Consider the following 14,084-nt stretch of genomic DNA (forward strand, 5'->3'; position numbering starts at 1 on the left):
AGAGGGACACCATGGCAACGAAGGTCGCCATCATCGGCGGCGGCGCCGCCGCTGCGTTCGTGATCACGGAACTGCTCGAACACGGCGTCGGCATGCCGGCGGAGCTGCACTGGTATTCGGGCCGGCGCGGCGGCAGCCGCGGCGTCGCCTACGGCACGCCGGTCGACGAGCACCTGCTCAACGTGCGCGCGACGGCCATGGGCCTGAATTCGGCCGAGCCCACCGAATTTCTCGATTTCGCGCGGCGCCAGCTCCCCGACGCGCGCGGTGCCGACTTCCTGCCACGCCGGCTCTACGGCGACTATCTCGAGGCGCGCGTCGCGCGCGCGTTCGAGGGCGCGAGCTTCCGCGGCATCCGCGCGTCGCGACTGCGCACCGAGATCGACGCGATCGAAATGACCGACGACGGCCGCTATCGCCTCGTCGATTCGGCCGGCTATCCGAGCGAGGCCGATCTCGTCGTCGTCGCGACCGGCGCGCTGCCGAGCCGCGCGCTGCCCCAGGTCGACGAGGCGCTGATCGCGGGCGGCCGCTACGTGCTCGATCCGTGGCAGTGGCTGTCGGCCAACACCTTGCCTTTTGAAAAACTGCGCAAAGTGCTCATCGTCGGCTCGGGGCTCTCGGCCGTCGATCTCGCGCTCAGCGCGACCGACCGCTGGCCGCAGGTACAGGTCACGACGCTGTCGCGTCGCGGACGCCTGCCCGCGGCGCACGGTCGCGACGCGCAGCTGCCCGCCGACGGTCTGCCCGAACTCATCGCCGATCTGCACGAGCGCGCCGATCTGCGCAGCTGGACGCGGCTCGTGCGCGCGGCCTGCGACGAGGCCGACGACTGGCGCGGCGTCGTCGACGGCCTGCGTCACACGACGCCGCAACTCTGGCAGCAGCTGACGGAAGCCGACCGCCGTCGCTTCCTGCGCCACCTGCGCGGCATCTGGGACATCGGCCGCCATCGGATGCCGCCGCAGGTCGCACGCCGCGTACTCGAACTGCAGGCCGATCGCCGCCTGATCGCACTGGCCGGCCGCGTGCGCAGCGTCCGTGCCGGGCGCTACGGCCGCCCGGTATTGACCTGGACGCGCGGACCGCAGCACGACATCGCCGAAGTCGCGCGCTACGACCTCGTGCTGCAGGCCGTCGGCATGGATACCGACGCGCGCTCGACGGCGCATCCGCTCGTGCGTTCGCTCGTGCGGTCGGGGATCGCGCATGCGGATTCGAACGGCCTCGGCCTCGCCGTCGACGCGCAGGGCCGGATCGATGCCGCGCAGCGCATCTGGACGCTCGGCGCGCTGTGCCGCGGCCGCGACTGGGAATCGACGGCGATTCCGGAGATCCGCCAGCAGGCCCGCGCGATCGCGGTTGCGCTGTTCCGCGAACTCGCGAGCGACGCCGCGCGCGATCGCGGCATCGAGCGCCGCCCGGCCGACGCGGCGGAGACGCTCTGGTAGCGGCGGCGGGATCCGCATTGCCGGACAAGCGCGGACACCGATTCCCGCCCCACGGGCCGGACACGCATGCGCGCGATCGTTTCCACGCTGCCCTCGGCGCAACGAAGCTCAAAAAGAAACGCGATGCGTTCTGTCGCGTTATAAACCGCACTCGCCGTCCCTACGGAACACGTCACTCCCCGGCCAGTTCCTTCAACGCCTTCTCCCGCTCGCGCGTGAAATACGCGCGCCATGCATCGGCGGAAACCGCCGGATACTTCTTCGCGCCGAAAGCGCCCCAGGCGTCGCGGTATTTGATCCACGCGCGTTCGGCATTGCGGATGCCGTCGGGCGTGACGGTGCCGGCGATGCCTTCGGCGCTGTCGCTCTTGTAGCGCTTGATCGTCGCCGCATAGGCCGCATTGAGCGCCTTGTCGGCAGCGGCGAATGCCGCGGCGTCGCCGTCGGGAAAGCGGCCCTGCTCGAACGCGGTCAGCGATTCGACGAACGCATTCTCGAGCGACTCGCGCGCGCCGACCGCCATTGCGCCGCGTGCCGTGCCGCTCATGTCGACTTCGCCGTCGACCACAGCATCGAAGTACGCATCGGCAGCCGCGCGCAGCGGCGCGAGCGCGGCGCGATGGTCAGCGCTCCAGGACGCCGTCAGTGCCGCGACGCGCCGGTCGCGGCCGACCTCCGCGGCATCGGCTGCGTGATCCGCGCAGAAGCCCATCATGTAGCCGCTCGTGATGTCATCGCAGAGATCGAAGCGTTCGGTCTTGCCGCCGGCCTTCGCGAGTTCGTCGAGATGCTGCAGGCGGCCGTCGAGTTCCGCCGGGGCGCCCTGGACGGCGCAGGCGAATTGCTTCGCAAGCGCGATGTTGCGCGGCACGCCGTCGCCGTTCGCATAGATCATCATGAGCACGGCCGATCCGCCGAACACGAGTTCGTCGCCGTTCTCGCGTTCGAGGAACGCGCAGCGCCGGGCGTCCGCGTAGTCGGGCGTGGCGCCGTGCGCGTAGTACAGTTTTTCGGAATCGCAGCCGGCGAGCCGCGTGCGCGCGGCCGCGTCGGGCTCGTCGGCTTTCGGGATCGCGATTTTCCCGAGCGCGTCGCAGGCCGGATTGTCGCCAAAATCCTGCGCACCGGCGCCGGCACAGATGCCGTATACCGTTCCTGCAAACAAAAGCCGCATGGTTCGCTTCATGTCGCCGCCGTTCCGGCTGAAGAGGAGCGCGCAGTGTACGCAGCGGAAACGACTCCGTGCGGCCAAGTCTCGACGTGGCGGTTTGTCGGCGCGGAAGCCGCCCAGTAAGATCATCCACGCCATCTCACCGCGATAGGTGCATCGCCGCACTGCGCACGCCGGCATGGCACCGTCGCCGGCTTTCCGCCTTTTTTCATCGAACGCAAGAGTACGGTCTCCGGAATGGCTGAAACCGACAATCGCTGGTCACCGTCGGCGAAGCGCCTGAAGTTGGGCGGCATCGAGATCGATCTGCGCTATCGAACCATCACGCACGGCGACGAAATCGCCGAGATTCACCCGCGCTGCTTCGATCTGCTGCTGTTGTTCCTGCGCGAACGCGGCACGCTGCAGACGCGCGAGGCGATCTTCCGCAAAGTGTGGCCCGGCGTCATCGTCGAAGACTCGACGCTCACGAGCAGCATCTGGGTACTGCGCCGCGCGATGGGCGCGGACAACAAGCACTGGATCCGCACGGTGGCGAAGCAAGGCTACGTGTTCGATCCGCCCGCCGAATTTGCGCTCGTCGAAGAGCCGTCCGCAGACCGCTCCGACGAGGTCCGCGCGCCCGCCGTCGGGCTCGGGCCGTCCGCGGCGCCCGATGTTGCGGCACCGCCGCGACAACCTCCGGCGTCGACGCCGGCGCGCCGGCTCTGGCCGGTCGCGATTTTCGTTCTGCTGGCAATCGGCCTCGCTGCCCTTGCGATGCGCGGCGCGTTCGACGCGCGAGCGACGCGCCGCGTCGAACTCGTTGTCCAGTCCTCGCCCGATGCGCGCAGCGAGCTCGCTTGGCCGGCGCAGGCGCTGGACGCGTGGCTCGAGTGGCAATTGAACAGTTTCGACGGACTCGAGATCGTGCGCGACGCGGACGCCTGCGCCGACTGCGAGAGCCTGATCGTGCTGCTGTCGGTCGAACGGCTCGGCGCCGGTACCGACGGCGTGTGGCGCCTGGCCGTGCGCTTTCGCGGCGAGGGCGTACCCGCCGACATTCTGCGCGAGGCGACCGACGAACATCTGATCGGCACGCTCGACGATGTCGCGCGGAGCACCATCGCCGCGCTCGTATCCGAAGCGAAACACGAAGGGCTGCCGCACTTCAGGCTCGACCGACCGGCCGCCCGCCTCTGGGTGCAGGCGCTCGACGCGGAACGCGAACAGCGCTGGGGAACCGCCGCCGAACTCCATGCCCAGGTGCTCGACCGGTCGCCGGAGTTCGGCTACGCGCGCGTGCAGCTGGCGCGCAGCCTCAGTGAGGCGCGCCAGCTCAGCCAGGCCGTCGCGGCGACCGACAAGTTGGCCGCATGGATCGACGCCCTTCCTTACGCGCTGAAACGTCCGCTGGCCGCGCATCTGCTGTTCGTGAAACAGGACTATGCCGGTGCGGCCGAGGCTTACGCGACGCTCGCGCAGGCCTCGGGCGTTCCGCGCGCCGACTATCGGATCGCCGAAGCACGCAGCCTGCGGCTGGACGGCCGGACGCTGGATGCCGCCGACCGCCTCAAGGGCGACGTCCCGCGATCGCGCCGGATCGCGCTGCGCTGGCTCATGGAACGCGCCGAGACCGAAATGGCCAATCGCGACGTCGCGCGCGTGCTCGACTCGGTCGCGGACGCGTCGCGGATTGCCGAGGATTTCGACCAGCCGCAGTCGCTCGCCTACGCGACCCTGCTGCGCGCCGAAGCACAGTCCTCGCTGGCCAAACCGCTCCAAGCGCATGAAATCGAACAGGCCGCCGTCACGCTCGAAAAGGGCGGCAACCTGCTCGAAGCCGTGCGCGCCCGAGCCTACGAAGCGTTGCTGTCGGCGACGCCGGCCGGCCCCGGCAAGGCAACCGACGCGTACATCGCGAACGCACGCATGGCGGGCAACGGCAACCTTGAAATCGACGCGCTGCGCCGTATCGCGCAATTCCACCTGCGCAACGGCGACGCGGCCGCCGCGCACACCGCCTATGTGCAGGCCGGCGAAGTCGCGAAGTCGACGATCGGCAGCCGGCGCGACCGGCAGCTCGTGGATCTCGATCTACTGCAGGACGACACGCTGCGCCTCGCATTTCCGTCGATCGACCAGCGCCTGGCGTCGCTGCGCGCGCAACCGCTGCAGGGGCGCGTCGCCGTACTCGCGGGGCAGCATGCCGCACGCATGGCCTACTGGCGTGGCGATTTCGCGGCGTCGCTCGCGATCCTCGAGGAAACCGTTGCCCGCCACGGCGCGACCGCGACCGGCAATCTGGCCCAGGTCACCTCGACGCTCGGCTGCCTGCGCGCCGGCGTCCACATGGCGCGCGGCGAGACGGCGCTGGCGCGCAATGCCGGTGCGGACTGCCGTGCGTCGGGCATGCCGCTGAACCGTCGGCTCGCCGACATCACCGACGCGGAGCTCGCAATCTACAGCGGCGATCCGGGCTTGGCGCGACGGCTCGTCGAACCCATGCTCGCCGAACTAGGACAGGAACGGAACCAGATCTTCCGCTGGGCGAACATCCAGGAAGTCGCGCCGCTCGTCGCCCGCTACGGCGACGCCGCCGTCGCCGCACGCATGGTCGACGGCGCGCTGCCCGGCGTGACCGAAGCCGGCTATACGTCGTTCGAAGCCGACATGCGCATCACGCGTGCGGAAATCGCGCTCGCGCAGTCGGAAACCGAGCGCGCCGCGAAGGAACTCGAGCGCGCCGAAGCGATAGTCCCGCGGGACTACTGGTACGACATGCGCCGTATCCGCACCGCGCGCGTCGCGCTGACCTCGCGCACCGACGCGGCGGCCGCGGCCGCCGAGGCGGCGCGTCTCCATGCCGACGCCGTCGCGCTCGGCGACGTCCTCGCCGAGCTGCGCGTGCACAGCCTGCTCGCTCCCGCGCAGCTCGATGCGCTGTGCACGCGCGAGCGCCATCAGCAACTGCTGGCGACGAGCGGCATGCGCGGCGCTTCCGATCTCTGGCTGCTCGGCAGCAATCCGGTCCTGCTGAACACGACCAAGCGCCCCTGACGAGCGCACGCTCGCCAGGGGCGCGGTTTTCGCTCACCCGGGGAAATCGAACTCGAATTCGCCCGGATCGCCGCGCAACGCGGCGCATCCGCCGCCCTGGAAGCCATGGCAGAAGATCCGGTTGTTCTCGCGCTCGACCGCGCCGATATCGCATGAACTCCCTTGCGGCCGCGCCAGGCCGCGCTGGTCGACGGCGACGCCGGCCGCGCACGCGGTCGCATCGATGGCGCTGCTGCCGGCCGCTGGCAGCATGACTGCGCGATAGCCGGCGACGTTGGCCAGCGCCAGCGGGCCCAGGCTTTGCAGCGTCTGGCTGCCGGAAGCCGCGAGCGCACCGCCCGAGACGCGGGCAATGATGTTGTTGCTGCCTGTAGCGGCCGTCGTGCCGCCGTTGATGCTGCCGGCAACAATGTCGTCGACGGCCGCCGTCCCGTCCCCGCTGTTGACGGCCACGCTGCGATCGAACGTCAGCGTCGCGCCGCTGGTCGTACAGGTATTACCGCCGGCCGAGCAGCCCGCCAGGGAATCGCCGAGGCTGTAGATCGCGCCGGCGTTCCGGGCCGGCGTCCCGCTGACGCAGCTGCCGGTATTGCAGTCGCCGATCTGGACCGTGTTGCCGGTAAATGTGCAGAAGTTTACCGACAGCGTGCCGTTGTAGTTGAACACCGCGCCGCCGTAGCCGCTGCCGCGAACGCCGTCGTGCGTACCGTTGCCGCCCTTGGCCGTGTTCTGGGTGAACGTGACGTTGGTCAGCCGCAACGTGCCGGCGTCGTTGAAGATCGCGCCGCCGAGGCCGCCGCCCCCGCCGCCGTACGTGCCGGAACTCCCGGCACCGCCGGCAAAGCCGCCGGGCTGATCCGGCCCCGAGTAGGCGACGGTCGCGCCACCGCCGCCGCCGAAGCCGCCGAAACCGCCATGGCCGCCGGCGCCAAAGTCGCTGTATCCCCCCCCGAAGCCGCCGCCACCGCCGAAACCGCCGTCGCCACCACGGCCGCCGTCCAGGTCACCGCTGTTGTCGACGCTGTCGGCTCCGGCACCGCCGCCGCCGCCGAAACCGCCGGCCGCTCCGGGCCCGCCCTGACCGTTCGAAGCGACCGTGCCCGCTGCGCCGCCGTTGGGACCGCCGCCGGCGTCCGCCACGCTGTTGCCCCCGACGCCACCGCCGCCGAAGCTGAACGTCGAATACTGGCTGTGTCCGCCGGCCACGCTGTTGTTGTCGAGCACGCAGCGGTCGAGATTCACGGTGCCCTGGCTGAAGATCGCGCCGCCCGCGCCGAGCGCGCCGCCCGCGCCGCGCCCGAGTCCACCCGTCACTTTCCCGTTGCGCAGACGCAGCCCCTTGAGATTCAGCGTCGCGCCGACGCCGACGTTGAACAGCCGGAACGGCGGTGCCGACGTCAGGCGCTCGATCGTCACGCCCTGCGTCAGCCCGTTCGCGGTCGCGTCGATGGTCAGCGTCTTTACCGTCGGAATTCCCTTCGGCACGTAGAACGCCGACGGCCCGAACTGCGTGACCTGGCTCTGGCCGTTGAACGTGCTCTGCGCCCATTCCTGCGGCCGCGGCAGGCAGGTGCTCGTCGGCGTAGTCGTCGTCGCGCTCGTGCAGTTCGTGTACTGCGACAGCCGTATCGTCGCGCCGTCGAGCGCCGCTGAGAACACGATCGTGTTGTTCGCGTCGCCGTTGGACGCCGCGAGGTTCATCGCATCGCGGAAGGTGCCGCAGCCCGCGATCCCGTTGGCGACCGGACAGCTGGCCGACGCGAGATCCGGCGGTTCGCCGCTGCCGGTGACGGTCAGCGTGGCTGCCGACGCCGGCAGCGAGCCCCAGAGCAGGACGGCCGTGATCGCAGCAGCGCACGGCTTCATGTTTTTGTTCATCGTGAGTTCCTTGGATGGAATGGCCTTGCGCATCGCCGATGCGCCTGGATCCGCAGTCCGGCGTCGCACGCGCCGGGCATCCCGCCCGGCGCACGGTGCGATCCGGCGCGCGTGGTCATAGGCCATCCGCCATCCGGTTTGCCTCAGCAATTTCTGGAAGTTTTCTCGTCCGCCGCGTTTTGTTGACGTGCTGCCCGTTCCGTTCGCGGTCCTGGGCGGCGGACGATCGAGTACGGTTTGCGCGGGATCCACCGCGCGCCGGCCGGCCGCACGGCGGCACCGGCGCGAACCGCGAACGTGGATCGACCCGACCGCCCGGTCGCGCTTCGCGCTACGCTCGCGTGCCTGCCACTGCCGCTACGCTCCATGCCGAAATCGCCGCGCCCCGACCACGTCCTCGTGTTTTCGGTTTTCGTCGTCGCTTCGAGCGGCCTCGCGTACGAGCTCGTCTCGGCGGCGCTCGCGAGCTACCTGCTCGGCGATTCGGTGCTGCAGTTCTCGACCGTGATCGGCTGCTATCTGTTCGCCATGGGCGTGGGCTCGCATCTTTCGCGCTATGTCCGCGACGCCGACCTGCTGCGCGTCTTCATCGAAGTCGAACTCATGATCGCGCTCGTCGGCGGACTGTCGGCGACGCTGCTGTTCGTACTGTTCGGCGCACAGGGACTGCCGTTCCGTACCCTGCTCTATGCGCTCGTATTCGCCATCGGCGTCTTCGTCGGCAGCGAGATTCCGCTGGTCATGCGCCTGCTCGACGCGCGCAAGGCCGAAACCCGGCTCGCGCTCGGCGACATGCTGAGCCGCGTGCTCACGTTCGACTACCTCGGCGCGCTGCTCGTATCCCTGCTGTTTCCGCTCGTGCTGGCCCCGTGGCTCGGCATGGCGCGCACGGCGCTGCTGTTCGGCCTGCTCAATGCGGCGGTCGCGCTGTACACCCTGCATGCGTTCCGCGACGCGCTGCCGCGGCGCCGCGGGGTTCTGCTGCGCGCGCTGTTCGTGCTCGCCGTGCTCGTCGCCGCCGTCGCCGCATCGCCGTCGCTGACGGGCTGGTCGGAACGCCGGCTCTACGGCGACGACATCATTCACGCGCAGACCTCGCCGTACCAGCGCATCGTGCTGACGCGCTGGCGCGACGACCTGCGCCTGTACCTCAACGGCGAGCTGCAGTTCTCCACGCGCGACGAATACCGCTATCACGAGGCGCTCGTGCATCCGGCGCTGCAGGACAGCGGCGCACGCAGCGTGCTCGTGCTCGGCGGCGGCGACGGACTCGCCCTGCGCGAAGTGCTCAAGCACGCCTCGGTACGCGAGGTCACCGTCGTCGATCTCGATCCCGCCGTGACCACCCTGTTCGCGCAGCATCCCGAACTCGTCGCGCTGAACCGGGGCGCGCTCGCCGATGCGCGCGTACGCATCGTCAACGCCGATGCCGGACGCTGGCTCGAAACCGACCCGCGCCGCTTCGACGCGATCTTCATCGACCTGCCCGACCCGACGAATTTCGCGCTCGGCAAGCTCTACTCCGTGCCGTTCTACCGCCTGCTCGCGCGCCATCTGAACGACGACGGGCTCGTCGCGATCCAGGCGACGTCGCCCTATTACGCCCCGCACGCCTACTGGTGCGTCGAAGCGAGTCTGCGCGCGGCGGGTCTGACGACCTGGCCGTACCACGTCAATGTGCCTTCGTTCGGCGACTGGGGCTTCGTGCTCGCCGGCCACGCCGCGCGACGCTACACGCCGCCGCAGCGCTACGACGTGCCGGTTCGCTATCTCGATGCCGCGACGACCGCCGCGCTGTTCCGCTTCGCCCCCGACCTGCCGCGGCCCGAGGTGGAGCCGAACCACCTCGATACGCAGGCCTTGGTGCGGTACTACGAGAAGGATTGGAGGAACGTGGTGCGGTGAAGCGAGGAAAATGTGCAGAGAAGTGAGAACAGAGAACGCGTCGCGTGCAGCCGCACTCGTGTCTCACTCCTCCTCTCGTTCCTCACATCATTCCGGCGCCCACCAGAACACCTTCCCCGTCGCGCCCGTGGCAAGTCCAGCGCGATCCGATCCGCTGATCGTGTAGATGCGGCCGTTCACGGTCGCGCCGACGACGCCGTGCACGGGGTGCGGCAGCGCCGGGCCGGTGAACCAGCGCGTTCCGCCTGCCGCGTACACCTCGGTGACGCCGACCACGTTGAGATTCGTACCGTTGTTGAGCTGCTCGCCGCCGGTGATGACGATCTGGTTCTCGACGACGGCGGCGGCGAATCCGCCGCGGCCGTGCAGGAACGACGGTCCCGCGCGCCACGTCTGGCTGACCGGATCGTAGATCGCAGTCGTGCGGGTCTCGGGAGAACGGCCGCCGATCACCCAGACCTCGCCGAGGAATGCGATGACCTGCGCGTGGTCGCGCTCGATCAGATCCGGCGGACGCACGCGACGCACGGCGCGCTGGCGCGGATCGTATTCCTCGAGGCTGCCGTCGCCGGTGCCGATGTACGCGCGACCGTTGAGCAGTGCAGCCTGGCTGCCGTAGGTCCAGCTCAGTTCCGTCAGCGGCTCCCAGGCGGCGCGCGCGAAATCGAAGCGGAACGCCGGCGAGTTCGCGTCGCCGCCGCCGACCGGAGCGCCGCCGACGACATAGATCGAACCCGGCGCCGCGAACGCCGAGAGATGATGACGGCCGCCCGGCAGCGGCGGCAGCGTGTCCCAGCTGTCGGCCGCCGGGTCATAGCGCTTGAACGCGCGATTGTCGCCGTAGCCGCCGAGCGCGTAGATCTTGCCTTCGTATTCGACCGCCGCATGCTCGGACTGCGCCGGACTCGGCATGCGCGCCGCTTCGACCCAGTTGCCGCCGACACGCGCCTGCGGCGTGCCGTCGATGCAGGGGGCGCCGGCCAGCGCGGTCACACGCGCCGACGTGTATGCGCCGCTGCCGTAGGCCGCGGCGTCGGCCGCATAGCGCACGGCCGCCGCGTTGCACGACGTGAAATCGAACTCGATGCGGCCCCAGCGTTCCTGTCGTACCGCCGAGGCATCGAACGCCGCGCCGAAGCGCGTACCGCGCGTGACGTAGGCGTCGACGGCGAGACGATTGTCGGCGCTGCGCTGGCCGACGCCCGTCAGCCAGAGTTGATTGCCCGCCGGGTCGAACGTGAACCAGTACACCAGCATGCGGCCGTCGGGAAGATCCTCGATGAACCAGCCTTCGCCCGAGCGTCCCGGCACGAACCAGTTGCCGCTGCGGCTGCGCAGGCCGCTCAGTGCGCGTCCGCCGTTCTCGGCGAGTGCGCGCGCGCCGCTGCACTCGATCTGATCGATGCTCGTGATGCGGCGCAGCGAGCGTATGCCGCTGCCGTAGTCGCCGGTCGCCTCGTAGCGCAGCGTTGCCGCATTGCAGTCGTCGAAGGTGAATTCGAAGCGGCCCCAGGGGACGTTATCGATCTGCGCCGGATCGAACGCCGGTCCGAAGCGGCCGCCGCGCGGCCGGTAGACCTGCTCGAACACCAGACGATTGCCATCGAACCGGCCTCCTGCCGCGACGAGCCACATCTGTTCGCCGGGCTCGCCCGCCGCGGGAAACGTGAACCACGCGGCGACGGCATTGCCGTCGGGCAGTATTTCGAGAATGAAACCTTCGCCGCTGCGGTCGGGCTGGAACCACGAACCGCTGTGCATCGGTCCGGCCCAGTAAGGCCCTCGCACGACGCCTTCGCTTCGCGCCGGCGATGCGGCGAACAGCAGCACGAAAAACACGGGGACACTCCACGACAGCAGACGCGGCAGCAGGGACATGATCGGCTCCGGCGGGCGTGAGGGCGCCAGTTTCTACGAACACCGTCGTATGTCAATGCGCCGCACCGGGATGCGGCGACCTGCGCAGAACCGCAACGCGGTCGCCGCTACATGCCGGGCTGTGCACTCGGCTATGCTCGGGCATCCCCTCATCTGCGCGAACGCCCATGCGAAACCTGCTGCGCTGCTGCCTGCTCGCCCTCGCCGCCACGCTGCCGGCGATCGCTGCCGCCGCCGGTAACGACTGGCTGATCGTGCAGACCGGGCCGCTGCTCGACCGTCCGGGGCAGGCGCCGCGCAAGAGCGCAACCGTGCTCGTGCGCGGCGAACGCATCGTCGAGGTACGCGACGGCCATCTCGGCGCGAACGCGTTCGCCGACGTGCCGGCCGATGCGCGCGTGCTCGACCTGCGCGACCGCTACGTGCTGCCGGGCCTCATCGACAGCCACGTGCACCTGACCTCGGACAAGGCCGGCGCGGAGGCGCAGCTCGAATCGGTCACGCAAGGCACGGCGTACTACGCCTACGAAGCGGCCGTGAATGCGCGCAAGACGCTTGCGGCCGGATTCACGACCGTGCGCAATCTCGGCGACCGCGGCGGCGTCACGCTCGCGCTGCGCGATGCGATCGCCGCACGCAAGCTGCCGGGTCCGCGCATTCTCGATGCGGGTTCGGCGATCTCGACGACGGCGGGACACATGGACCCGACGCTCGGCTTCAGCGAAGCGCTGCACGATGCGATAGCCGCCGAACAAACGACCTGCGACGGCGCCGACGACTGCCGCCGCGCGGTGCGCCGGCAGATCGCGCGCGGTGCCGACGTGATCAAGATGGCCACGACCGGCGGCGTCAACAGCCGCATCGGCGCAGGGCTCGGCCAGCAGATGTTCGAGGACGAGGCGCGCGCGATCGTCGAGACCGCGCATCTGTACGGCCGCAAGGTCGCCGTGCATGCGCACGGCGCCGACGGCATCGCGCTCGCGCTGCGCGCCGGCGCCGACTCGATCGAGCACGGCACCCTGCTCGACGCCGACACGCTCGCGCTCTGGCGCAAGCACCGTGCGTGGTACGTGCCGACGCTGTCGACCGTCAACGGCTACAAGGAACGCCTGGCCGCGAACCCCGGCGCCTATCGCGGCGACGTGCGCGAGAAGATCGAATGGCGCATCGGCATCACCGGCAAGGCGCTGCGCCAGGCCGTGGCCGGCGGCGTGCGCATCGCGTTCGGCACCGACGCCGGCGTGAGCCTGCACGGCCGCAATGCCGACGAGTTCGAACTGCTCGTCGAGTTCGGCCTGACGCCGGCACAGGCGATCCGCGCGGCGACGCTGGACGCGGCGGAACTGCTCGGCGTCGACAAGGAACTCGGCAGCATCGAGCCGGGCAAGCGCGCCGATCTCGTCGCCGTCGCCGGCGATCCGCTCGCCGACGTGCGCGTGCTGAAGAACGTCGCCTGGGTGGTCAAGGACGGTCGCGTCGAGAAAGCGCCTTGAGCCGTCGCGCATGCCGCGCCGGGCGCGGACAATGTCAATTTCTATAAATTTTTACTGAATCCGGGACTGTCCTGCCGGGACAGGATTCGCCGCCCTCGACCGCACGACTGCGCATGCCCGAAACCCGCAAGCGACCGCGCAAGATACTCGAAAACGCCTTCGGTACGCAGTTGCAGTGCAGCAAGCGCGCGCAATGACGCATGTATTGAGTATCGCCGCGCAAATATTGCGTCGAAACCGCTTATTTCTTGCGGTGCTGATGCAGTAAAGTGTCGCCGCCGACACTGGCCGCCCGCCGACGACCGCGCGGGCGAAACACTCTGTCACCGAGAACCAAAGCCCATGGCCAAGAAAGCAGCAACCAGCAAGACCAAGAGCGCCGCCAAGCCGGCGGCCGCACCGAAGCCGATCAAGGATTCGTTCACGAAATCCGAACTCGCCCGTCACCTCGCCGAACAGGCCGGCGTCGAGCCGAAGGCGGCCAAGGCCGTCCTCGCCGCGCTCGAAGCGACGATGCTCGGTTCGATCCACAAGAAGGGCGCCGGCGTGTTCACGCTGCCGGGTCTGCTGAAGGTGACGGCGCAGGCCGTGGCCGCGAAGAAGAAGCGCTTCGGCAAGGACCCGTTCTCGGGCGAAGAGCGCTGGTTCCCGGCCAAGCCGGCGACCGTCCGCATCAAGGCGCGCGCGCTCAAGAAGCTCAAGGACGCCGCTCTGTAATACCCGCGCTCGCGGCAACCGCCGCGACCGCTGTGGAGCTACGCAACCGGGCGCTCGTCGCCCGGTTGTCGTTTCAGGAGCAGGAAAGAGCGCAGAGGAGTGAGAAACGAGTGAAAGCGGGCCGCTCTCGTTTCTCACTCCCGTCCACTCTTTTCTCCCCTCACCCGCCCCTGAGCAGAAAGAACGGCACCGCGCACAGCGCGATCAGCACCGCAATCACGATCAGCGCCGAAATCACGCGCACGGGTTCGCGCCGCAGCTGTTGCCAGAATCCCGGCGCCCTGCCCTCGGCGACCGCCTGCGCATAGGCGCTGCGCGCCGCATCGCGACGCTGCGCGTGGTACCGCGCGAGCAGCGCCAGCGCCTCGTCCGCGCGCGCCTCGTCGGCCAGCCAGATGCCGCCAGCGGAAATGCCGAAACGGCTCGCGGGCGTTTCATAGAATCCGATCGAATGCGCCTGCAGCAGCGCGCGGACTTCGTCCGCCTCGTCCTCGGGCGCGTGGCGCAGGTTCAATAGCAGGGTCGACATCGGCGGAGGATAGCCGGGAAACG

Annotated in this window: 9 protein-coding genes; 5 read left to right on the plus strand and 4 right to left on the minus strand. The window is 69.5% G+C overall.

The genetic code is table 11. The features are described 5' to 3' along the window. The first annotated feature begins 11 nt into the window (after positions 1-11). The gene (locus VLF18_RS18525; protein ID WP_325281107.1) at positions 12-1,451 is read left to right on the plus strand and encodes an FAD/NAD(P)-binding protein; all 1,440 of its coding nucleotides are present in this window, start codon (positions 12-14) and stop codon (positions 1,449-1,451) included. Between the two features lie 172 nt (positions 1,452-1,623). Here VLF18_RS18525 and VLF18_RS18530 read toward each other — a convergent pair whose 3' ends face one another. Further along, on the minus strand, positions 1,624-2,637 hold the full coding sequence (locus VLF18_RS18530; protein WP_325281108.1) for a lysozyme inhibitor LprI family protein: 1,014 nt from the start codon (positions 2,635-2,637) through the stop codon (positions 1,624-1,626). 222 nt (positions 2,638-2,859) lie between these two features. On the opposite strand from VLF18_RS18530, the gene VLF18_RS18535 reads away from it, so the two are divergent. After that, on the plus strand, positions 2,860-5,661 hold the full coding sequence (locus VLF18_RS18535) for a winged helix-turn-helix domain-containing protein (protein ID WP_325281109.1): 2,802 nt from the start codon (positions 2,860-2,862) through the stop codon (positions 5,659-5,661). Between the two features lie 33 nt (positions 5,662-5,694). On the opposite strand, the gene VLF18_RS18540 is transcribed toward VLF18_RS18535, so the two are convergent. Continuing rightward, entirely contained in the window at positions 5,695-7,539 is a 1,845-nt protein-coding gene (locus VLF18_RS18540) for a choice-of-anchor Q domain-containing protein (protein ID WP_325281110.1), read from the minus strand. 366 nt (positions 7,540-7,905) lie between these two features. Between VLF18_RS18540 and VLF18_RS18545 the strand changes: the two genes are divergently transcribed. Continuing rightward, a complete protein-coding gene (locus tag VLF18_RS18545; protein ID WP_325281111.1) occupies positions 7,906-9,444 on the plus strand; it encodes a polyamine aminopropyltransferase in 1,539 nt (512 codons plus the stop codon). Between the two features lie 87 nt (positions 9,445-9,531). Here the strand turns inward: VLF18_RS18545 and VLF18_RS18550 are convergent, their stop codons facing one another. Further along, entirely contained in the window at positions 9,532-11,322 is a 1,791-nt protein-coding gene (locus VLF18_RS18550) for a hypothetical protein (RefSeq protein ID WP_325281112.1), read from the minus strand. A 167-nt stretch (positions 11,323-11,489) separates the two neighbouring features. Between VLF18_RS18550 and VLF18_RS18555 the strand changes: the two genes are divergently transcribed. Beyond that, on the plus strand, positions 11,490-12,815 hold the full coding sequence (locus VLF18_RS18555) for an amidohydrolase family protein (RefSeq protein WP_325281113.1): 1,326 nt from the start codon (positions 11,490-11,492) through the stop codon (positions 12,813-12,815). A 342-nt stretch (positions 12,816-13,157) separates the two neighbouring features. Further along, on the plus strand, positions 13,158-13,532 hold the full coding sequence (locus VLF18_RS18560) for an HU family DNA-binding protein (RefSeq protein WP_325281114.1): 375 nt from the start codon (positions 13,158-13,160) through the stop codon (positions 13,530-13,532). 160 nt (positions 13,533-13,692) lie between these two features. Here VLF18_RS18560 and VLF18_RS18565 read toward each other — a convergent pair whose 3' ends face one another. Further along, positions 13,693-14,061 (minus strand): DUF6164 family protein, encoded by a 369-nt coding sequence (locus tag VLF18_RS18565; RefSeq protein ID WP_325281115.1) that lies wholly within the window; start codon positions 14,059-14,061, stop codon positions 13,693-13,695. Positions 14,062-14,084 lie beyond the last annotated feature (23 nt).

This window comes from Tahibacter sp., assembly GCF_035481375.1.
Taxonomy (GTDB): Bacteria; Pseudomonadota; Gammaproteobacteria; order Xanthomonadales; family Rhodanobacteraceae; genus Tahibacter.

Bases quoted from the DNA above. Each gene is read 5' to 3' on its own strand.
- VLF18_RS18525 (WP_325281107.1), top strand. From the start codon at position 12: ATGGCAACGAAGGTCGCCATCATCGGCGGCGGCGCCGCCGCTGCGTTC.
- VLF18_RS18530 (WP_325281108.1), bottom strand. From the start codon at position 2,637: ATGAAGCGAACCATGCGGCTTTTGTTTGCAGGAACGGTATACGGCATC.
- VLF18_RS18535 (WP_325281109.1), top strand. From the start codon at position 2,860: ATGGCTGAAACCGACAATCGCTGGTCACCGTCGGCGAAGCGCCTGAAG.
- VLF18_RS18540 (WP_325281110.1), bottom strand. From the start codon at position 7,539: ATGAACAAAAACATGAAGCCGTGCGCTGCTGCGATCACGGCCGTCCTG.
- VLF18_RS18545 (WP_325281111.1), top strand. From the start codon at position 7,906: ATGCCGAAATCGCCGCGCCCCGACCACGTCCTCGTGTTTTCGGTTTTC.
- VLF18_RS18550 (WP_325281112.1), bottom strand. From the start codon at position 11,322: ATGTCCCTGCTGCCGCGTCTGCTGTCGTGGAGTGTCCCCGTGTTTTTC.
- VLF18_RS18555 (WP_325281113.1), top strand. From the start codon at position 11,490: ATGCGAAACCTGCTGCGCTGCTGCCTGCTCGCCCTCGCCGCCACGCTG.
- VLF18_RS18560 (WP_325281114.1), top strand. From the start codon at position 13,158: ATGGCCAAGAAAGCAGCAACCAGCAAGACCAAGAGCGCCGCCAAGCCG.
- VLF18_RS18565 (WP_325281115.1), bottom strand. From the start codon at position 14,061: ATGTCGACCCTGCTATTGAACCTGCGCCACGCGCCCGAGGACGAGGCG.